We start from the raw sequence: 21,984 nt of genomic DNA on the forward strand, positions 1-21,984 counted from the left end.
ATTGGATGATAGTTGCGGATTTTAGGTCATATACCTTTATCCTTTTCTTCTTTTATATATTTCTATTTGTAAATGATAGAAGATTATCCCTTCCCAAAGGGAGCTCCACATTCTAACCAAACCTTCCTTTCTCTGAAGGGAAGGATGTAGCTGGCTCTGCTATAGCGCCGCCAGGATTCTGAGCGGGTTTGCAGCCAGAATGCTTTTTCCGGCTGCAAAATTAATGGTTTTTATTGATAATAAAGAATATATCACTTTACAAAAGTGATTTTTAACAAAAAAAAACAGTTGATTTTAAAATAATTATTGAGGGGGAGAACAGGAGGGATTTGCGGAGGGAAAAAAGATGGGGAAAAGTTTGGGGAATTCAGTTTTTATTGCTAACTTTGCGGTCGAATTTACGAGGAATTTATATTCTAAGAAGAGAAATCGAAAAATTTAAATTACATATAATTTCTTATGGAAAAAAACATCTATAAAGGAAACATACTGATTAGAAGGTTGGTGGTCTTAGTTGACTTCATCATCCTCAACTGCTTACTATTGGGCTTTATCAACATCGAATTCATTCATGTTCCCGACTACCTAGATCTGAAAACAAAGATTACATTCTTTATAGCAAACGTTGCTCTCGCCATCGGCGAATACAACTACTGTACTATCATTCATGTAAGACGAATCGGTTTGCAGCAAGTACTCAAACGTACTTTCTTCCTGGCGCTTTGTGCTACCGTCTGTTTCATGGTCTTCCTGAAATTCTTCAGTCATGGTGGAGAAATATTTACGTTCGGATTCTACTTCGGCATCTCTTACTATCTTGCTCTGATCATCAGTCGATTCATCGAGCTCAAGGTTCTGAAATATCACCGTGCCAGAGGTAGAAACAGTCGTACCGTGATCTTCGTGGGTAGCGATCCTGCCGTAAGAGAAATGTACATTACCATGACAGAAGATCCTTCTGCGGGTTATATCGTAAAGGGTTATTATGCCGATGATGACATCGCCGGAGCGCCTCAGGAACTGAAAAAACTGGGTACCATGCAGGATCTTAACAAAATTTTAGAGTCCAAGCTGAACGATACCATCAACGGTTCATCTTATGGTCTGGATGAGATTTTCTGCAGCTTGTCGCATAAGGAATCTGACCAGATTGTGAAGATCATGCGTTTCTGTGACAAGAACGTGGTGCATTTCTATTATCTGCCTCGTTTGTTCGGCGAATATAAGTTGCATTTGGATTCCAAGAACTTTATGGGTAAGACGGTTTACACGAACCATCATGAGCCGCTGTCTTCTATCTCAAACCGTATTCTCAAGCGTGCTTTCGATATCGCCGTGAGTGGTGTAATCTGTCTCTGTTTCTTGCCTTTCATTCCAATCATTGCGCTGATTATCAAGATTCAGAGTCCGGGTCCTATCTTCTTCCGTCAGGCTAGAACGGGTCTGAATGGTGATACATTCATGTGTCTGAAGTTCCGTTCGATGCATGTGAACAAGGATTCTGACAAGGCTCAGGAGACGAAGAATGACCCAAGAAAGTTTGCGTTCGGCAACTTCATGAGAAAGACGAATATTGATGAGTTCCCTCAATTTATTAATGTATTGAAGGGCGACATGAGTATCGTGGGTCCTAGACCTCACATGTTGTATCACACTGAGGTTTATGGCAGTTTGATTGATAAGTATATGGTTCGCCACTTCTCGAAGCCAGGCATTACCGGTTGGGCTCAGGTAACGGGTTTCCGTGGTGAGACGAAGGAGCTCTGGCAGATGGAGGAGCGCATCAAGCGAGATATCTGGTATATCGAGAACTGGTCGTTCTGGCTTGACATCCGTATTATCCTCCTGACAGCCAAGAGTATTATCTGCCCGGATAAAAACGCTTATTAAAATTACTCCTCTAATGCCTTGATCTGCTTTTTGGGAGTTACACCCAGATTCTTCAGGCTCTCTACCCTTCTCATTACATTGCCGGTACCATCATAAAGCTGCTTTTTCGCTTTATCATAGGTACCGGAGAGGCGGGTGAGGAGATCACCTATGCTCGTGAAGGTATCCTCAAAACCTACGACCTTGTCGTAAAGATCGGCAGCCGTCTTCACAATTTTCTCTACATTCTTGTTCTGACGGTCATACTGCCAGAGATTATACGCCAGCTGCAACGCCATCAGGAGATTGCTCGGAGATATGATGATGATCTTCTTCTGATAGGCATAACGACTCAAATCCGGCTGCTGCTTCATCGCTGCAATATAACTGGTCTCGTTCGGTATGAACATCAAGACAAAACCGATGGCATCTTCTACCAACTTCGAATAATCCTTCTCCGCTAACTCATCGATGTGCTTGCGCACACTCAGGGCGTGCGACTTCATCAACCGCTCTCGCTCCTCATCGGTCTCTGCCGCCAAGGCATCGGTATAGGCGGTGAGAGATACCTTGCTATCTATCACCACGCTCCTGCCTTCCGGGAATCGCACGATGACATCGGGACGGAAGTTCTTGCCGTTCTCATCCTTGGTATTCTCCTGGATAAAGAACTCCTCGTCCTTGCGCAAACCGCTGTTTTCCAGGATAGTTTCCAATACCATCTCACCCCAGTCGCCCTGCATCTTGCTATCGCCCTTCAATGCCTTGGTAAGGTTGGCGGCATCGGAGCCGATCTTCGAAGTCTGCTCCTTCAGACTTGTTACAGCCTGCTGCTGTTCCTGCTGGAAGAGTTTCATCGTAGCCTCGAAGGTACTCTGCAGTTCCTTCTTATTCACCTCGTTCTGGGTCTTGCTCTCTTCTACCGATTTCTTGAAATCGGCAAACTGCTCCTTGATAGGTTTCAGGAGTTCATCCATCTGGAGTCGGTTGTTTTCCTGGAGGGCAGACTGCTTGGCAGCGAGCTGTTCGGCAGCAGCCTTCTGCTGTTCGATGGTCATGCGATGCATCTCCTGCTTCAGGCTTTCGAGTTTCTGCGCCCACTGCTGGTCGCTTTCAGCACGGAGCTTTTCGGCAAACAGCCGTTCGTTCTCCATCTGGGCTTTTAAGGATTGAACCTCAGCAGCATGAGATTGTTTCAAGGATTGCACCTCAGAAGCATGATGCAGATTACTCTGTTCGATATTAGCCTGCAGCACCTGAGCCTTCGCTATAAGCTGCATTTTCTCCTCTCCCGCCTTTTTTCCTTCCATCAGCTTGCCCACGAAGAATCCGATGGCAAGACCTATAACGATTCCTATTACTATTTCCATTTATCTTTGTTTTAAATGATTCTGTATATCTACCAAAATTATGATGTGCAAAATTAATGCTTTCAAAACATAACACCAAACATCATGGGGGATTCTTGTAGATATTTAACTATTATGGAAAAAACAAGTAGAAATATGAGATTAAATGAAAATTTTGCATTATCTTTGCAGCATAATTAATATATAAGATATAGACTATGATCAAAAGATTATTATCCTTTTTAGACGCTTCGCCAGTGAACTTCCTGGCTGTGAAGAATATCTCTGAGGAATTGGAGAAAAATGGGTTCAGACGATTGAACCCTCAGGAGCCGCTGGGCAAGGTTGTGGCTGGTGACAAGTTCTTCGTTACCAAGAACGACTCTTCTATCTATGCTTTCCAAATCGGAAAGAAGACACTGGCTGATGCCGGCTTCCACATGATCTGCGCTCACTGCGACTCCCCTACCTTCCGCATCAAGCCTAACGCTGAGATGACTTGCGAGGGCAGCATCGTGAAACTGAATACCGAGGTTTATGGCGGTCCGATTATGTCAACCTGGTTCGACCGTCCACTCACTCTGGCGGGTAGAGTGATCGTAAAGGGCGAGGATGCGATGCATCCGAAGACGCTCCTGCTCCATATCCAGCGACCTCTGCTGCAGATCAGTAATCTCGCCATCCACTTCAACCGTCAGGTGAACGATGGCGTGAAGTTGAGCAAGCAGAAGGATGTGCTCCCTATCCTCGGCATCATCAACGATGAACTGGAAAAGGGTAATCTGCTGATGAACGTGATTACCGGCGAACTGAATATCCAGAAGGAGGATATCCTCGACTTCGATCTCTATCTGGCGGATGCCACTCCTGCCTGCACCTTCGGTGTGCACGATGAGTTTATCTCTTCGGGACGACTCGATGATTTATCGATGTGCTGGGCTGGCGTAGAGGCTCTGACGGCGGCTGATGCCCAGGATACGACCCAGGTGCTGGCGATTTTCGACAATGAGGAGACGGGGTCGCAGACTAAGCAGGGTGCGGGAAGTCCTTTCCTCTCTTATATGCTGCAGCGCATCGCTCTTGCACAGAGCGGAACGGAGGAGGCGTATTATCAGGCTGTGGAGCGTGCCTTCATGATTTCTGCCGACAATGCGCATGCCTGGCATCCTAACTACAGCGAGAAGTTTGACCCAACGAATCATCCGATGCTGGGGGGCGGTCCGGTCATCAAGTTCAATGCGGCACAGAAGTATGCGAGTGATGCGGTATCTGCTGCCATCTTCACGAATATCTGTGAGGCAGCCGGTGTGCCATGTCAGCGCTTCGTGAACCACAGTGATGTGGCTGGCGGAAGCACTTTGGGCAATATCCTCGCCTCTTCCATTCCATTGAAGGGCGTGGACATGGGTAATGCCATTCTCGCCATGCACAGTTGCCGTGAAACCGGCAGCGTGATGGATCACGAATACTGCGTGAAGGCTTTCACCAAGTTCTATCAGCTGTAATTTGAAAGCTTTTGCCCTTACAGGGCGGCAGGCTTGCATCCATAATTACCCAGGGCGGATGCCCTGGGCTAGGAGCTTCTGCCCTTTCAGGGCGTATGGAGACAAGAAACTTGGATCGGAAAGGGCGTATGGAGACAAGAAACTAGGATCGGAAAGGGTGTATGGAGTTTACTTATGCTCTTTATGATTTCTTCTCATACCCCTTATTCTGCTCCAGTTTCTTATTCAAATCAATGCATTTCTGCGGTATCGGGAAGACGGTGGTATAGCCAGATTCCTCGCCCTGAAGTGGGGTGCGGAGATCATAAGCTGCGGTAAACTTGCCGAAACGGATGAGGTCCTGGCGGCGCCAACCTTCCCATACCAGTTCCAGCAATCGCTCTTCCAGGATGTTGGCAAGCGTTGCCTTGCGATTCGGCATGCCTACACGAGCACGGATCCTGTTCAGTTCCACATCACCATTCTCTCCCAGGCGAACCTTGGCTTCCGCCTTCATCAGCAGTACATCGGCATAACGGAAAAGAACTATATCGTTGCTCTGCAACTTGCCATCCATATACGAAGTTCTATCTACCTCGTATTTCGCCATTCTCGCTCCAGCCGTCTTGATATACTTGCTGCCAGTCAGGTTCTGAGCCACCTCAAAAGGCTGATACTCCAGAGGCTTGCCATTATCCATCAGCAGTTCCTTGCCATCCACCTTCACTACACCTGCCACAAAGTTCATCCTGCAACGGGTGTCCTCGTCTGCTTCGCCATAACGGTTGGCCTTCATCGTAGCAATCGTAGCACAGGTACCATTCTCACTACCCCATCCCAAGGCACCACCATGCGTATAATGGTAAGAGCGGAAAAGATAATGAAACTGATTGGTATAGATGTTCTTATCCATTGGAATGGTAAAGATGTTCTCCTTCGATGTCTCATTGTGCGTAGAGAAATTGAAGGCATCATCTGCCTCCAGGTCATACCCCTCCCCGGCAAGTTTATCGCAATAGTAAATGCAGGTTTCCCAGGCATTCAACTTCTTGCTGCGGTTCGCACTCGCCTTGCCGCCATTGAGCAGAGAGGCTCCATCGGCAGTCTGCACCATGAAATAGATATCCTTGCCCTTAGGTCGCTTCGCATACCCCTTGGTCCAATCATCAAACATGTAAATCTCGGCATTCAGCGCCAATTTTGCCAGCAGGAAGTTAACCACAGGCTGCGTGATGCGGCCATAGTAATTGCCCTCCTTGTTGCTATGCTCATCGGGAAGATAAGGCAGCACCTGCTGCAACTCGCTGAAAACGAAGTGGAACACCTCGCTCCGCTCGCTTTGAGAAGGAAGAGCAGCACCTGTGACAGAAGGAAGAGTGGCATCAGCTCCCCCAGCATTCGCATAAAGGGCAGCTTCTCCCGAAGACAGAATAACCGGAATCCTGCCAAACATATCCATCGCCTCATAATACATCAATGCCCTTAAGGCACGTACCTCTGCCTGGAACTGGTCTTTCTGGTTTGCTGTGAGCAGAGACGACTTGGCTTCAATGATGTCGAGCGACTTGTTTGCCAGAACTATCACCTTATAGAGATACTTCCAGGTATCATAAAGCGGCTCATCATCAGCCGTCCAGTCATGCCGGTACATGGCATTCCACAACCCACCGTCATACCAGTCGCCTCCACGAATCGGAATCATCGCCTCGTCGGTAGTCAGCGTGTTGTAGTCGTAGATGCCACGGCAGGTGCCCTGAAGCCCCTCACTCTCGTTGGTGCCGCCGATATAATTATAGAGTGAAGCCACGGCGTTGGTATAAATATCTAAGGCAGAGCCATAAATGGCTTCCTCCTCGAGCTGGTCCTTCGGATGCTCATCCAGACAGGATGTCATCGTCAGCGATGTCATTGTCAAGGCTGCTATCAGGAAAAAGTATAGTCTATATCGTTTCATATATTTCTGCATTTAAAGTTCAGCATTTAGAATTCTGCATTTAAAGTCCTGCATTTAGAATTGAACACTCAAACCCAGCGAGAAGGTGCGGTAAAGCGGATAGGTCCGCTTGTCGTCGATACCCATCGTACTGTTCACCACATAACTGTTGATCATCGGCGTCAGTCCGCTATAACTGCTGATAGTGACAAGATTGTTCACACTTGCCGACACCCTGAGCGACTGCACCACCCCCTTGCGGATTGGAATATCATAACCCAGGGTGAGATACTCGAAGTTAAGATAATCACCTTTCTCCAGCCAATAATCGGATACATTCTGGTCAACGATGTTCTTCTCCGGGGCACCCTTCAGCACGTTGTAATCCGGGAAACTCGACATATTGGTATATGCCAGCCCCGTTCCGTTGAAAATCTTATGTCCAAAAGCACCATTCATCTGCAAGGAAAGATACCAGTCGCGATAACGGAAACTGATGTTTGAGCCAAGCGTCACCTTTGGCGTTGCCTGTCCGGCGATATATCTGTCACCGCCATCACTCAAATCCACGGTTCCGTTCTTATCTAAATCTTCTATATCGTAGCGATAATGCCCGTTGCCATCTTCTACAAGTCCCTTGCAATGAGGTAGATAGAAGACACCCAGCGGCTGTCCCACTATCTGATAGACCACATTGTTATAGCCGCCATGCTGACCGGCACCCGATAAGGCACCCATCGCCGTGATATCCGCCGCCGACATCTGCATGCCATCATATTCGCCACTGAGCGAGAGGAGTTTGTTCTTCTGCCAAGCCAGATTCATGTTGATGTTCAACTCCATATCCTTCTTCTGTATAGGCGTGATGGAGAAGCCCACCTCCAATCCCTGATTGCTCATCGAACCGATGTTTGCCAAGAGCTTATCGTAGGCGAAAGGTGGCACCGGCACATCGTAGGCATAGAGCATATCGGTGGTCTTGGAATAGTAATACTCCGCCGTCAGCACGAGACGGTTGTTCCACAACCCCAGGTCGGCACCCAAGTTCCAGGTGGCACGCGTCTCCCACTTCAGGTCGGGATTGTTGTTGCGGATCATGCCCATCGTTACCACAGGCGAACTGTTCACCGAAACGATGCCGTTCTGTCTCACTGTGTTCATGGTGGTATAGGCAGAGATGCCGCCCAGATTACCCGAACGTCCATAACCCGTACGCAACTTGAGCATCGTAATCGCCTTGAGCTGGCGAAGCCATTCTTCCTGCTTCATATCCCAGGATAAGGAAACGGATGGGAAGAAACCCCAGGTATGGTCATCGCCCACCAAAGAAGAACCGTCGCCACGCATAGAAACCGAAAGACTGTACTTATTATATAAGGTATAGTCGATGTTGCCCATCACGGAAGCCAGCGCCTGATCTTCATAGTTGCTGTCTGTACCGCCGAAAGGTCGGGAAGCGGCAGCACCGATATTGTGGTAATACATACTATTGTTTGAGAATCCCTTGGCAGAAGTCCAGAATCCCGTACGGATATCCTTCTGATACTCAGCACCTGCCATCGCCTTAAGGCTGTGAATGCCCCACACCCGCTGATAGTTCAAGGAAACATTGGCAAGCCATTCCTCGCTCTTGAACTCCCCACGATAGAGATTGCCCTGCGCCCACACCCAGGTAGGACAGAACTGGTTATTCTCGTTGGAAGTATAACTGTATGCCCCAAAGGCAGAAATGCTCAGGTTGCTCCAAATATCATAGTTCAGTTTCAGATGGGCATTGAAGTTCATGTTCTTCGTATCCCTGCGCTCTTCGAGCAGGGCACCGGGAGGATTCACCTGCGAAGCAGCCCCATTCTTCACCCAACTGCCATTCAGCCTATCAAAAGGATAGGTAGGATTCATGGCATCGGCAGAATAGAAAAGCATCTGACTGTCGAAGATATCATTGTTTTTATAGGATGAACCAAATACGCCGAAATCACCCGTCAGTCTATCACCAAACGCCTTCTGGGTAACATCAATCTTAGCCACCAGGTTGCGATAGCCCTTGCTCCGGATGATGGTGTTATGGTCGATATAGCCGAAGGAAGCCCGATAGTTGCTCTGCGGAGTACCACCGCTGAAGGCGAGATAATGGTTCTGCACATTTCCGGTTCGGGTGATTGCCTTGGAGAAATTGGTATCAAATCCCTTATTGTTATATTCCAGCCCAAACTTCTGTGCAGCAGCTATGTATTCAGCGGCATTCAGCATCTCCATACTCTTGAACATCGCCTCGATGCCATAGTTGCCCTCGTAAGAAATCTGGAATCCCTTACCCGTTCCCTTCTTGGTCTTCACCTGGATAACGCCCGAAGCACCACGAGAACCATAAAGAGCGGTTTCACTGGCATTCTTCAACACGGTAAAGCTTTCGATATCAGCAGGATAGATCGTAGCAAGCGTTGCTACATCCGAGGTTACACCATCGATGATGACCAATGGGTCGTTGCCGCCCATGATAGAAGTGGTACCACGAACCCGCACAGAGTTGAGCATGGCAATACGGTCGAGACCATTGGTAGTAACGTTTACACCAGCCGTCTGTCCATTCAAGGCATCAAGGGCATTATTGAGTACGCCCTTCTTCAGCAGTTCAGGCTCCACCACGCTCACCGAACCGTATAAGCGCAATGAATCCAGACCTTTGATATTTTCTGACTGGGCATAGAGGGTATGAGGTGCAAGAATCATCGCACCCACGGCATATAATATAACTTTTAAGTTCTGTTCCATAACTATATCTGAGTTTAGTTTAGGCTCAAATCTATTTCGACTGCAAATATAATAAAAAAGAATGATACAAAATCGCTTTTTCCCAAAAATCTTTCGAAAAAAGGCTCAAAATACTTTATGTACAAGGTAATCATAAAGTTCGAAGGAAAGAAAAACGGAAAAAGGAAGCCAAGACAAATACAAACTTATCCGACTTCCTTTTGTTTCATTTATATAAACGAGAACCACTATACCAAGGTTCCGTGCTTATCTATGATAATTATCTCTTCTATGTTAATTATCTCTTCACTCTCAATCCATTCTCGATGCTAGAGAGTTCATCGAAGAACTCGGCATCAATCTTCAGTCGCTCCTCTACCTTGGCGCAACTGTGGATAACCGTGCTATGATCGCGATTACCAATGAGTTTACCCACTCTGGAAGCAGGCATTTTGATGAGTTTCTGAGCCATGAACATCGCCACCTGACGCGCCTCCACGTACTCACGCTTGCGGCTCTTGCTGTTGACTGCAGCCACCGTTACCTTGTAATGATTGCAGACCGCCTCCACGATTTCATCAAGGGTGAGCACCTTGTTGCTCTCCTCAACCTTGACGGCACGCTTGATGACACGCTCAGCCAGTCGGATATCGATGCTGCTGTTATATACAATACTGTAAGCCAGCAAACCATTGATGGCACCCTGGAGATCACGCACACTGCCGTTGCAGGTCTGTGCGATGAAGGAAACCACATCCTTCGGAATCTTCAGTCCATCCTTGCGCACCTTGTTGCTCACGATATCCACGCAGAGTTCCACATTCGGCTTCTCCAACTCCGCCACCAGTCCACACGAGAAACGGGTGATGAGTCGGTCTGGCATATCCTTGAGTTCTACCGGAGGGCGATCGCTCGCCAGAATAATACGCTTTCCATTACGGAAGAGGTGATTGAAGATGTGGAAGAAGGTATTCAAGGTCTTCGCCTTGCCTGCCCAATCCTGCACATCATCCACGATGAGCACATCGATAGACTGGTAGAAATTGATGAAATCATTGCTCGCATTATGCAGCACCGCATCGGTATATTGTGTCTGGAAGAGGCGGGCACTGACATAGAGCACACGCTTCTGCGGATACATCTGCTTGGTTTTCAGACCGATGGCATTCACCAGGTGAGTCTTTCCGCTACCAGAAGGACCATAGATGAACATCGGGTTGAACTGCGTGGTATTCGGATGCTCAGCAATAGACAATCCCACCGAACGTGGCAGCTTGTTGCTGTCACCCTCCATATAATTATTGAAGGTGAGTTTCGGATCAAGTTGGGTGTCAATGTCTTCAGGCTGCTGTGGTTCTGCCGGGCTAGCCTGTGTCTGTGGCTGCTGTGCCAATCTCTTGCGCTCAGCCTCATCAATATCAGCCGGATCAGCTTCCACATCCTGGGTCAACCTGTGTTCCTTATCCGTTACCACACGATAAGTGAGACGGATGCCATCGCCGAAATTGCGATGAAGGACCTTGCTCAACAAGCCAACATAATTCTGTTCCAAGTACTCATATACGAATGGACTTGGAACTTGAACCAACAGAGTCTTGGTCGAAGGCTTGTACGACTCAAAGACTATTGGTCGAAACCATGTATTATATTGCTGCTCTGACACATTATCTTTTATAAGCAAAAGACTATTGTCCCAAAGCGCTTTTGGACTTGCTAACATTGACACTATTTACTACTTATTTTAATTGATTTTTTACCTTAACACTACATCAGATTGCACCATCTGATGCAAATCGACTGCAAAATTACAAAAAAAAGCCCAAAGTAGCAAATCGGGCTATTTATAATATTTTAAGACTACCATGATAACTATCTCATAATCAAGCAACTAAGAAAGTTATCCACAATTGCGTTTTAGGGGCAGTGAAACAATTTTGAAACACCCCGAAATAGCTAAAAAACAACAAGTTCTGTAGCTATTCCGGGGCGTGAAACATTGCCTTTGTTATTTAGACAAAATTTATTTTGGCATTTTCCTCAAAGAAGCCTTTAAAACGGCATATCCGAGTCTCTATTTGTCTTTCTTGCCAAAAATTGAGAAGTGAACATAGCGCTTTGGATGCGCCTTGAGATCGATGACCAGAGAGTCGGCATGCGACATCGTTGAGTTCAGATTCTCATAGAGACGGGTATCGTTCATGAGGAGACCGAGGCTACCCTTTCCGCTGTTCAACTGCTCGGTGAACTTCTGTGCACCATCGAGGGTGGCATTCACACGGTCGAGTGTGCCCTGCACATCAAGGCTCGCCAGATTAGAGGTGAGTCGGTTGGTATTGTCAAGAACGCCATTCGCCTTCTTCATCATACCCGGAACCTGCTTGTTCAATCCAGCCATCAGGGTATTCAGCTCACGGGTGGAAACGGTGAGGTTGCTGGTGATGGTCTCCACATTGTGGAGGGAAGCAGCCAGGGCAGGATCAGCCAGGAGTGCATTCACACTGGTGAGGATGGAATCCAGCTTAGGCAGCATCTTCTCAACAACCTGAATCATTTCGGCAGCCTTGCCCATCATACCGGAATTCACCGTACCAGGAATGATGCCGCCCGGTTCGATACGCTCACGAGGATTGTTGGCAAGCAGGAGACTCACCTGGAGATTGCCCATGATATCCTTAGAAATCTCTGCGGTACTACCCGCAGGGATTCTCAGATCCTTATTGATATCCACCTTGACCTTGATGGGACCCTTTCCAGAATAGTCGAAATCCAGCTGATCCACGGTACCCACCTTGTAGCCATCGGCATAGATAGGGGTAGAAGCACCCATCCCCTGGATGTCATCAAACGTCATATAGTAGGTGTTATTGGTAGAGAACAAGTTGATGCCTTTCAGAAAGTTGATTCCGAAATACATCACCAAGATACCTACAATAGCGACCAACGCTATCCTAATTTCCTTTGTCAGTTTCATATTTATCTATTTTTGTTCTTTTTATTATACCTAATTTATATAGAGCGAATCACAGGCTGCGGAGCTACCGGCTACCCGAGAAGGAAGCTACAGGCTGCCCGAGAAGTGGAGGAACTACCGGTTGCGGTTCTGCTTGAACTCCCGGATAGCCTGGTTCACGTCATATTTCTGTCCGTTCTTGAAGGCGATGATGAAAGCCTCCGGGAACTTCTCCAGCTTTTCCTTGCGCAAGCGATAGATTTCGTTGTAATTGGTGGATGCACCCAGGGTGTATTTCACCAGATTGCCTTCCTGGAAACTATCGTAATCGGTTTCGCCCTTGAAATGAGCATCACCCTTGCGAAGGTTTCTACTACCTACGAAAATCTGAAGCTTGAAGACCGGCGCATCGGCTACCTCAGCCTTCTTCACATCCTTCTTCGTTTCCTGCTTCTTCACATCCTTCTTCGGCTCCTGCTTCTTCACCTCCCGCTTTGGCTGTTCAGGCGTTGCCTCTTCACGCTTCGGCTGCTTTCCCCTCGTTACGACACGAGTCTTAGGCGCAGGTTCCTGATCCGGAACAATCTTCGGGATATTCACATCCTCGGAATCCGAGGCACGATAAGGAACGGAAACCGATTTATCGTACTTATTCTTGTATTTTGCGAAAGCCTCGTAGATGCCACGGGCGATATCATCCACTCTGCTGTCATTGTTGAGCAGGCGCTCTTCATCAGGAGTGGTGATGAAACCCAACTCAATGAGGCAGCCCGGCATAGAAGTCTCTCTCAAGACCAGGAATCCCGCCTGATGCACGCCCTTGTCGGGACGGTTGGCACCATCGCAGACACCTCGCTGGATCATTCGAGCCAGTTCTACGCTGCGCTCCATATTCTTGCCCTGGATGAACTCGAAGATGATATAGCTCTCAGAAGAGCGGGGATCGAAGCCCTGATATCTCTGCTGATAGTCCTTCTCCATCGAGATGACGGAGTTTTCCCGCATCGCCACATCGAGATTATCCTTGGCACGGTGCATACCGAGGGTATAGGTCTCGAAGCCACGAGCCACCTTTCCTGCCGGCAAGGCATTGGTATGCACGGAGATAAAGAGATCGGCATTGGCACGGTTGGCGATATTCGCACGCTCATTGAGCGGGATGAAGACATCCTTCGTGCGGGTATAGATGACTCTTACCTCCGGGAGATTCTGCTCCACATACTTACCGAAGCGCAAGGCAACGGCAAGATTGATATTCTTTTCCTTGGATATGGCTCCGAGTGCTCCGGCATCATGACCACCATGACCAGGGTCGATGACCAGCGTGAACCGCTTATTGGCAGCGAATGCAGTCATTACCAACACACACAAGAAGATCCATATCAGTGTTACTTTCTTACACATACTTTCTGATGATTTTGCAAAATTACTACTTTATTATCAGAAAACCTAATTCTAACTATAAGTTTTATCATTTGTTAATACAACCTCTACCCCAGCGCCGTCGCTATCGGCACCCATCGGAGGATTTACCTTGGTGATAGAGAGTTGGAGTTTCTGGATTTCCGGGAAATCGGAAAAGAGTCTATGGGCGATTCTGCCTGCCACATGCTCCAGGAGCTTGCTGGGCACCGCCATTTCTTCTCTTACCTTCTGATAGACCTCGGCATAATTGAGGGTTCCCTGAAGATCATCGGTTTTCATGACAGAAGAGAAGTCATAATCCAGCACCAGGTTGACGAGGTAATCGTTGCCTACGATTCCCTCCTGCGGCAATACGCCATGGAAAGCGTGGAAACGCACATTCCTGAGGTATATCTTACTGCTCATCAATTTCATCTTCAGTCTCCTTATAATCTATTCCGTTTTCCAAGTTATCTATTCCATTTTCTTCATAGAGGTACTTCTTCAAGGCTCTTTCCACGCCCACCCGCCAGGTGTTGAGGGTTTCGGAGGTGAGCTGCAGCTGATTGACCAGCTTGATGACGTGGGCAATCGGCATACGATAGCGCAGAACACCGGAGATGAGCTTGGCATAGTTCCAATACTCGGGATTGAACTTCTCGCTCAATCCTTCGACGGTAATCTTGTAGCCACGCTTGTTGACAAACTGGAAATCATATCGCTTCTGTCCTTCCGGGAGCACCGTCTTGATGATCTTGCCCTTGGTGACAGACTTGGGGAGCATGATGCCTTCATCCTCATCCTGTAAACCGGTGAATATCTCGTAGGGATGACCATTGAGCAATCCGACCAAAGCCACCCATTTCTCCTTATTGTTCTGGTATCTTACCACATCGCACTCCAATTCCTTAGGTCGAACCTCAACCACTTCCGGGCTGCCGATTGATTTCTGTGTTTCTTCGGAAACAAGTTTCGCCAATGGCTGATGGAGCTTATGCCAATCGACATTCTGAGCATCGAAATGCCCGTGCAGCTCAGCCAATCGGGTCTTCAAATCTTTCATCAAGGCGTGGCTCGCCTCTTCGAAAGTCATATTTTCAGTATATTCCATATTAAACGTTTAATAATTAGCTGCAAAATTAAAACAATATTTCTAAAATATGAAACGTTTGAGCAGATATTTCATCAAAAAACGCACGAAAAGCTCATTATGAAGCAAAAAATGTAAAAGAACCGTGTTCTTTTTAGGAAACTTTCATTATCTTTGCAGAAAATAAGAATATGATAGAGAAATATAAAAAAGAAACAAGATATGGAATCAATCAAGAAAAGAACCTCGATTCGCAAATATGCAGACAGAGAGGTAACAGATGAACTTTTGAACCAGTTGCTGGAAGAGGCGATGCGCACTCCTACTATGGGAAACTTGCAGCTCTACAGCGTAGTGGTAACCCGCAGTGAAGAGGGAAAGAAGGCTTTGGCACCTGCCCACTTCAACCAGCCGATGGTGACAGGCGCTCCCGTGGTACTCACCATCTGTGCCGACTACCGCCGTACCACCCTCTGGGCAGAAAACCGCAAGGGAACCCCGGGATACGACAACATCCTCTCGTTCATAAATGCGGCTACCGATGCCCTGCTCTTCACGCAGACTTTTACCAATCTGGCAGAAGAGGCGGGTCTGGGAACCTGCTTTCTGGGCACCACGGTGTATATGCCGAAAATGATCATCGACACCCTGAAGTTGCCGAAGCTGGTAATGCCAGTGGCTACCCTTACCATCGGATGGCCGGATGAGCAGCCTGCCCTGAGCGACCGTCTGCCATTGCGCAGCATCATCCACAACGAGCATTTCGAGGATTATACCCCAGAAAAGATTGATGACTTCTATGCCGAGAAGGAAGCACTGGAAGAGAACCAGGAGTTTGTACGCATCAACAACGTAGCAACCTTAGCCCAGGTTTTCACCGATATCCGATATACCAAGAAGGATTGCGAAGCCATGAGCATCGGATTCCTCGATGCCCTCAAGCAGCAGGGATTCCTCAAATAAATAAAAAAGCGCATCAGCAAATTAATCTCGCCGATGCGCTTTTTTATTTTACTTTTAGTTTTACTTATTGAAACCTGTAATCTCTACGTATGGAGCCTGACCTCTGCCATCCTCATCACGATAAGATACCTTGATCGTCTTGCACTCATTCGGCATCAGAGAGAAGTAGTTATCGCTGTAGATAACAGGGAGGATCTGCTCACCATCACCACCCTTCAGGTTCAGGCGAACCAAGAGAGCAGGTACATTGCCGGTATTGCGGATCTCTACCTCGCCAACCCACTCTTCGCCCTGCTGAACGAAACGCTTGCCGCTGACAGCAACCTCTGCCTTTGGCAATTTAGAGAGAGCCTGGAGATTATCCTCTTCCTTACCCATCACATAGAAGTTGTCAGAAACCACCTGGTTGTTCTGCTCCAGAGTCAACTTGATGTAGTAAACCTCCTCATCCGGTTCACTTACGCTAACGGCATCGAGAGTCTGGTCTTCCGCCACATTCACTTCCTTACTCTCCTCCTTGATCATCTTTCCGTACATATCAAAGATCTGAGCCTTGGCAACCAAGCCATTCTTGGCACCACCAGCAAAGTTGACCACCTCGGCAACCTTCTTCACCGGGTTGTACTGGATATGCAATGGTTCGCAAGCCTTCTTCACACCAAAGTAAGCGGCGGTTGGCTCAAAGTAATAATCGTAGGTACACCAAACCATGCTTGGCCAGCAGGCATGACTCATCCAGATGAGCAAACCAAGACGGTCCTGCAGAGAAGACTCGTACATCGCACGGTAGCCATCATAGTTAAGCCACTGTGCCCACTTGGTAAACTGCTCAGCACTCTGAGGCTTGCCATATCGCTTCTCCATGATGTTGTTGAAAGATTCACCACCCTGGGCGCCCTTCAATGTATAATCATGCTGTCCCCAAGCATCGCTCTGAGGCCACAGATGCTCCGGTTCCATCATTCGGCTCAGAGACTCGAAGGTAGGCACATTCGGCATACCACGCTCAGAATGCAGCTTATGGCTCTGGTTAGCGAAGTAGAAAGATGGGGACTTCATCTGGTAAGGACCATGACCGCTCACACCCAGGTCGGCAGAGCTAGGAATATAACCCAACTGTGGATGAATCGCCTTCACCTGCTCTCTCAGCACCTTGTCGATGGATGCAGGAGGGAAGCCCTCGTTTCTACCGCAATAGATACCGATACAAGCATGGCTGCGGATGCGGGAGATGTAATCGGCAGAGTTCTCGAGGAACATCTTGTCGTCATCAGGATCCGGTCCGTCCCATGGGTTAGCCAACCAGAAGTCCTGCCAGATCATGATACCATACTTATCGCATGCCTCATACAGTTCCTCATCACCAATCTGACCTACCCAGTCGCGAATCATATTGTAGTTCATCTCCTTATGGTAACGAACGGCAGCATCGTATTCACGTCCACGATAGTTGAGGTTGGTCTCAGAGAATCCCCAGTTACCTCCCAATGGATTCAATCTCTTGCCATTGATATAGATCTTGGTCTGGGTATCCAGGTCGACATAGCTCATCTGGCGGATACCCGCCTTATAGTTGACCTCAGAGATTACCTCGCCTGAAGCCTTGTCAGAAACCTTGAAACCGGCATCATATAAATAAGGTGAACCATAGCCGTTAGGCCACCAGAGATTCATGCGCTGGTTCTTGAGCTGAGGATAATCAGCTGGAGCGAAAGCCACCTCACGCTTCTCGTTTGGCTGCAGGCTAACTTCCTGCTCAAACTGGATCTTACCGATAAAACCGGAAAGCTTCACGGTCTTAGCCACGGCATCTGCATTCTTCAGGAAGACAGATGGAGTCATGGTTGCCAAAGTATCCGGCAGATTCAAAGTAGATGTTACCAACGGATCGGAAACGCTCACACCGTTATCGTGGGTGAGATAGACATCATTCCAAATACCGATTTCACGACCAGGGGTATTGGTAATCCAGTCCCAGCCGATAGATGCGTGGAAGGTTGGGTTATCAGCACCCAACTCACCACCGTTGAGGTCAGTATTCTGGAGATTCTTCTGCTTCACTACGCCGAAGTGGGCATTCTTGATGACATGCACCTCGAGCTTGTTGGCACCCGTCTTCAACTTCTTGGTCACGTCGATGCGAGAGCGGATAAAGGCACCGTCGATTCTGCCAATCTTCTCACCATTCAGGAGGATATCCGCCTTCCAATTGATACCATCGAAGTTGAGATAGGTATGCTGGTTCCTGTTGGCAGATGGCTGATGGTTGATGGTAGTACGATACCAGAAATCAGAATTGAAGAACGACTCGGAAATCTGTCGCATATTATCATCGTAGCGGTTATCAGGCACCGCACCGATATTCATATAGCTGGTGAGCACGGTACCAGGAACGGTAGCCTGAATCCAGGCATCACTTCCCTCACGGCGCAGCTGCCACTGGTTGAGCATCTGCTTGCCATTCTTAGAAGCCAAAGTGTTGGCTGCCTCGGCACGCAAGCCGCCCTTACCCATCACCTGCATCTCTGACAAGGCATAACGACCGGAAGCATCCGGCTGGGTAAGCAGCAATCTCACATATCTGCCATGCCCCTTGCAAGCCACCTTCTCGGTCAAGCCCTTCTGCTTCTGCTGACCCAGGGTAGCAATATCACTCCAGTTTCTGGCATCACAGGAAACCTGAATCTTGCCCTGGCGAGCCTTGTTGACCCAGAAGAGATTCACCTGATCGAAATCAGCCACAGTACCCAGATCTACATAGAGCCACTGGGCATTCTTTGCCAATTCTGACTTCCATACACTGGAGAAGTGCATGGATGGACGCCATGAAGTAGTATTATCAATGAGTTTGACGCGCCACCACGCAGCACCCGGCATCGTAAATTCGATGCGAACATGCTCATAGTTGCCCGGTTTCTTCAAAGGAATGGAAACATTCAGCTTGCGGAGCGGCAGGCGCACCACATCCTGGAACTTGTTTGGGTCGGAACTTACCTGCTGCTTGGTAGCCTCGCCAGGAAGTCCGGTACCTTTCTCTTCACCCAGCACCTCCCATTTCGTACCATTGTGTGAACCCATCACACGAATCACATACCCCTGAGTAGCCTTGTCCTGATAGTAAGCCAATTCACCTGTAAACTTCAGGTTTCTGAGGTTTACCTTCATGGCTTCCCAATTGAACTCAGCAAAAGCCTTCTCGCCCTTGATATACTGACTGGTGACCGTGTTGCCATCAATCATCTTCTCCTTGTCACGGTTGGACAACTCGCCTTCATTCGTTCTTACACTCAGGAAGGAAGGAGCCTTGCTGGTGATGATACCATCTGTTACCAGATGACCTGTAAGATTGAAATCGGCATTCGAGGAAGTATATACCATACGGTTCAAGGCGATGTTCCTATAGGTATCATCCTTCACCATTTGAGGAGCCGTAAACTGAGATGGGCGTCCCGGATACTGTCCGATACCCCTTGTCCCTGTCTGATCATCGGCATAAGTCAAGCCCAGAGCCTGGCTGAGTAAAGCTATAACCACAACTGCTTTCTTCATTATTTTTTAAGTTTAAGTAATATACTAAGTTTTGTGCAAAGTTACAAAAAAAAATTATACGCACAAATATTTTAAACCAATTTATTTATTCTTGCGTATTTTAGGGGCAAAAAATACCCAATGCCCTATAAAAACAAAGAAAAAGCGCAACAGGCAAATAGTCTGTTGCGCTTCTATCATTAAATTTCAATTGAACTAGTACTCATTTCTTCTTAACGGTTCACGACCAACCGTCAATCACCAACTACTCAACGACGATAGGCTTGTACTTAGGCACCAAAGCCTTCATGATACACCAGCCTACGAGGTAAGCCACACTACAGATGCAGAATACAATCATGTAAGCACCTGGCTTGCCATCGAAGCCCATGAAGGTGAAGGCAGAACCCTGACCCTCTGCGTAGGTGAAGAGCATACCGGAACCCTTGTTGATGAGGAAAGAACCGATACCACCCGCCATCGCACCAATACCAGTGATGGTAGCCACAGTTGACTTAGGGAACATATCACCGATGGTTGAATAGAGGTTGGCAGACCAAGCCTGATGACCCGCACCGAGCAAACCGATGATGATAGCTGGCCACCATGCACTGTACTCACCCATAGGCTGAGCAATCAGACCGAGCAATGGGAAGCAGGCAAAGATCAACATCGCACGCATCCTACCGATATATGGATTCATACCCTTCTTATCCACAAAATAGGTTGGCAAGTAACCGCCACCGATACTCAATACCGTAACAATCGCATAAAGAGTGAAGATGAGGGCAATACCCATACCAGAGTCTGAAGAGTAACCATACTGATCAGAGAAGTAAGCAGGAGCCCAGAAGAGGAAGAACCACCATACACCATCGGTCATCAACTTACCCACGATGAACGACCAGGTCTGGCGATAGCTGAAGCACTTGAGGAAGCCGATTGTCTTCTCCTCTGAAGCCTCTGCTGTCTCAGCTTTCTCAGCCTCAACCTTCTCCATATCTTCATCCTGCTCAATGTAAGTAAGCTCAGCCTTGTTCACATGCTTACTCTTTGCTGGCTTCTCATAAAGCCACACCCAGAGACCCATCCATACATAACCGAGCACACCGATGATGATAAAAGCCCACTCCCAGCCCATGCTGCGAGCCAACAACGGAATGGTAGCTGGTGCTGCCAAGGCACCTACAGATGCACCACTATTGAAGATGGCTGTAGAGAAAGCACGGTCTTTCTTTGGGAAATACTCAGCGGTTACCTTGATGGCTGCAGGGAAGTTACCTGCCTCACCCACAGCAAGAATCAAGCGGCAAGAGAGGAACAACCATACACTGATGGTGGCGATAGCTACAGCTGCATCACTGCCAGCCTGTACCATGCGGAGTGCCTCGATAGAATCGTAACCCTCGATCTGCATAGCTACCCAACCGCAACCTGCGTGCATCACAGCACCGGTTGACCATACGAAGATGGCAATGAGATAACCCTTCTTGGTACCCATCCAATCCACGAACTTACCTGCAAAGAGGTTGGCGATGGCATAGAAGATGGAGAAAAGACCGGTAATCGTACCGTAGTCGTCATCAGTCCAGTGGAATTTTGGAGCGATGAAGTCTTTCCATGTTAATGACAGAACCTGGCGGTCCATGTAATTGACTGTGGTGGCAATGAAAAGCAACGCACAGATTACCCAACGGAAGTTGGACATTTTACTTGTTGAAATAGGACTCATCTGTCTCAGTTTTTAAGCGTTTTGGTAGGATAGGTCTGATGAGCGCAGGCACTGTTCATATAGAACTTAGCAGGCTTGGCAGCATCCTTGCTGCTTACCTCGATGCTCTTGGCACCACGACCTACATAGAGAGCCTCCTGGAAAGCAAGTGTATATTTCTTGCCATCTATGGTAACTGTTCCCTCGCCACCGATATTGATGATACCCAACTCACGGTTGTCGAGCAGATTCTTCTGATCGTTTGGCTTATCGGTATAAAGCGGAGCGATAGAAGTGAGCTTCAAAGGAGCGGTTGTTGGCTCTGCACCACCGATAAGGAAACGATCGAACATGGTGTAGGTCCAGTTTACCTCACCTGGCGCGAACACCTTCTCGATAGCGAACTCACTGCGGAGACGCTCGGTTGTATAATGCTTGGCATCCATAGGATTGCTCGCATAACGAACGTTATAGTTAGTGTAGGCATTTTCTGCCTTCACTTCGTATCCACACTTACCACACTGGCCAAAAGCCTGACTTACTGTTAATACCATTGCTGCTAATATTAACGTTAATATCTTCATTGCTATTTTGTTTTTATATTTTTACCTTTTTGCAGCCTTTTCTTCCTTCATGATGCGCTGGCGGTTGAGAACCAGCAGGGCGATGGTGAAAATGGTGAGCACACCCATACCAACGTAATCAGGGCTACCAAACCGATGATCAGTGTCTTCACCACATTACCCTTGGTAAATGGCAAGATCATTGGGAAGAGGTAGAACATACCTGCCAATGATGCCAATGGCAAGAACTGGTTGCCTGGCAGGAAGACGGCGATGGCAAGAATAACCGGAATCAGGATTACCAAGTGCACCCTTGCTTGTTTTTAGATGATTTGTTGCTTGCAAAGATACACTTTTTTATTCATTGTATATTGTTTTTTTTTATTATC

12 protein-coding genes and 3 pseudogenes are annotated in these 21,984 nt (G+C 47.8%); 3 read left to right on the forward strand and 12 right to left on the reverse strand.

Translation table 11 applies throughout. The annotated features are described in order from the left end of the window. The first annotated feature begins 459 nt into the window (after nt 1-459). Nucleotides 460-1,890 (forward strand): undecaprenyl-phosphate glucose phosphotransferase, encoded by a 1,431-nt coding sequence (locus tag DW657_RS12965; RefSeq protein WP_199658359.1) that lies wholly within the window; start codon nt 460-462, stop codon nt 1,888-1,890. A 2-nt stretch (nt 1,891-1,892) separates the two neighbouring features. Here the strand turns inward: DW657_RS12965 and rmuC are convergent, their stop codons facing one another. Then, a complete protein-coding gene (gene rmuC, locus DW657_RS12970; RefSeq protein ID WP_118312856.1) occupies nt 1,893-3,239 on the reverse strand; it encodes a DNA recombination protein RmuC in 1,347 nt (448 codons plus the stop codon). 197 nt (nt 3,240-3,436) lie between these two features. Here rmuC and DW657_RS12975 point away from each other — a divergent pair, with 197 nt between their 5' ends. Further along, the gene (locus DW657_RS12975; protein ID WP_118312857.1) at nt 3,437-4,723 is read left to right on the forward strand and encodes a M18 family aminopeptidase; all 1,287 of its coding nucleotides are present in this window, start codon (nt 3,437-3,439) and stop codon (nt 4,721-4,723) included. Between the two features lie 181 nt (nt 4,724-4,904). Here the strand turns inward: DW657_RS12975 and DW657_RS12980 are convergent, their stop codons facing one another. From DW657_RS12980 to DW657_RS13010, 7 genes and pseudogenes are all read right to left on the reverse strand, one after another. Beyond that, nucleotides 4,905-6,656, reverse strand: a complete 1,752-nt coding sequence (locus DW657_RS12980) for a RagB/SusD family nutrient uptake outer membrane protein (protein WP_118312876.1) — start codon at nt 6,654-6,656, stop codon at nt 4,905-4,907. 54 nt (nt 6,657-6,710) lie between these two features. Then, on the reverse strand, nt 6,711-9,407 hold the full coding sequence (locus DW657_RS12985) for a SusC/RagA family TonB-linked outer membrane protein (RefSeq protein WP_118312858.1): 2,697 nt from the start codon (nt 9,405-9,407) through the stop codon (nt 6,711-6,713). 277 nt (nt 9,408-9,684) lie between these two features. Further along, a complete protein-coding gene (gene dnaA / locus DW657_RS12990) occupies nt 9,685-11,106 on the reverse strand; it encodes a chromosomal replication initiator protein DnaA (RefSeq protein WP_118312860.1) in 1,422 nt (473 codons plus the stop codon). Nucleotides 11,107-11,457: 351 nt separating this feature from the next. Beyond that, entirely contained in the window at nt 11,458-12,357 is a 900-nt protein-coding gene (locus DW657_RS12995) for an MlaD family protein (protein WP_118312862.1), read from the reverse strand. Between the two features lie 114 nt (nt 12,358-12,471). After that, nucleotides 12,472-13,740 carry an N-acetylmuramoyl-L-alanine amidase gene (locus DW657_RS13000; RefSeq protein WP_118312864.1) on the reverse strand — a complete coding sequence of 423 codons (1,269 nt, stop codon included), beginning with the start codon at nt 13,738-13,740 and terminating at the stop codon, nt 12,472-12,474. Nucleotides 13,741-13,791: 51 nt separating this feature from the next. Then, nucleotides 13,792-14,175, reverse strand: coding sequence for a dihydroneopterin aldolase (folB, locus tag DW657_RS13005; RefSeq protein ID WP_118312866.1), 384 nt, complete (start codon nt 14,173-14,175; stop codon nt 13,792-13,794). Beyond that, nucleotides 14,156-14,677 (reverse strand): annotated as a pseudogene (locus DW657_RS13010) (ribonucleoside-diphosphate reductase, adenosylcobalamin-dependent); the annotation flags it as partial. The gene folB and the pseudogene DW657_RS13010, both read right to left, overlap by 20 nt. Nucleotides 14,678-15,052: 375 nt before the next feature. On the opposite strand from DW657_RS13010, the gene DW657_RS13015 reads away from it, so the two are divergent. After that, a complete protein-coding gene (locus DW657_RS13015; RefSeq protein ID WP_118312868.1) occupies nt 15,053-15,793 on the forward strand; it encodes a nitroreductase family protein in 741 nt (246 codons plus the stop codon). Between the two features lie 60 nt (nt 15,794-15,853). Here the strand turns inward: DW657_RS13015 and DW657_RS13020 are convergent, their stop codons facing one another. The 4 genes and pseudogenes from DW657_RS13020 to DW657_RS13035 all read right to left on the reverse strand — a co-directional run. After that, entirely contained in the window at nt 15,854-19,342 is a 3,489-nt protein-coding gene (locus tag DW657_RS13020) for a discoidin domain-containing protein (protein ID WP_118312870.1), read from the reverse strand. A 244-nt stretch (nt 19,343-19,586) separates the two neighbouring features. After that, a complete protein-coding gene (locus DW657_RS13025; protein WP_118312872.1) occupies nt 19,587-21,053 on the reverse strand; it encodes an MFS transporter in 1,467 nt (488 codons plus the stop codon). Between the two features lie 11 nt (nt 21,054-21,064). Beyond that, a pseudogene (locus tag DW657_RS13030) lies at nt 21,065-21,586 on the reverse strand (5-dehydro-4-deoxy-D-glucuronate isomerase); the annotation flags it as partial. Between the two features lie 113 nt (nt 21,587-21,699). Continuing rightward, nucleotides 21,700-21,897 (reverse strand): annotated as a pseudogene (locus DW657_RS13035) (PTS transporter subunit IIC); the annotation flags it as partial. Nucleotides 21,898-21,984: the final 87 nt, after the last annotated feature.

The organism is Prevotella sp. AM23-5, assembly GCF_003473645.1.
GTDB classification, from domain to species: domain Bacteria; phylum Bacteroidota; class Bacteroidia; order Bacteroidales; family Bacteroidaceae; genus Prevotella; species Prevotella copri_A.